Genomic DNA, 401 nt, shown 5'->3' with positions numbered 1-401 from the left:
TTGAGCTTTACCCAGCCGGGAAAGGTCAGGGTCAGATTGGTGCGGCCCACACTGGCAGCCCAAAGGCTTTGTGCTGCGGTCAGGCAAACATCCGGGTGAAACACACAGATGCAATGCAGGTAGAGTCCCTGCTGCCGCCGCAGGGTCATGCGGCCCTCCCGCAGCCAGAGGCCCTCCCGCCGGTAGCCGGCTGCGGCTCCGGCCAGCAGTGCCCCAAAGAAGAAGGTGGGGATGAGCAGGGCCACGGTCAGCTGGGGCAGCACTGTGGCCGAGACCAGCGTCAGCAGGAGGCAGAGGGCAAAGGGAATGCCTGCCGGTGCAAAAAAGATGTCGACTAATGATTGGATGAATCACTATCCACGAGCTATGTTTAATGGACATTCGTCAATGGATATCTATCG

General features: G+C 59.6%; 1 pseudogene. It reads right to left on the bottom strand.

Features of this window, described 5'->3' with window-relative positions:
* Window positions 1-263, bottom strand: a pseudogene (locus P0G09_RS15855) (PH domain-containing protein); the annotation flags it as partial.
* Window positions 264-401 lie beyond the last annotated feature (138 nt).

The sequence above is a fragment of the Faecalibacterium sp. DFI.5.82 genome (assembly GCF_029076575.1).
Lineage (GTDB): Bacteria > Bacillota > Clostridia > Oscillospirales > Ruminococcaceae > Faecalibacterium > Faecalibacterium duncaniae.
Note: the sequence above shows the minus strand (reverse complement) of the source record. Positions and strands in the feature narration are given on the sequence as shown.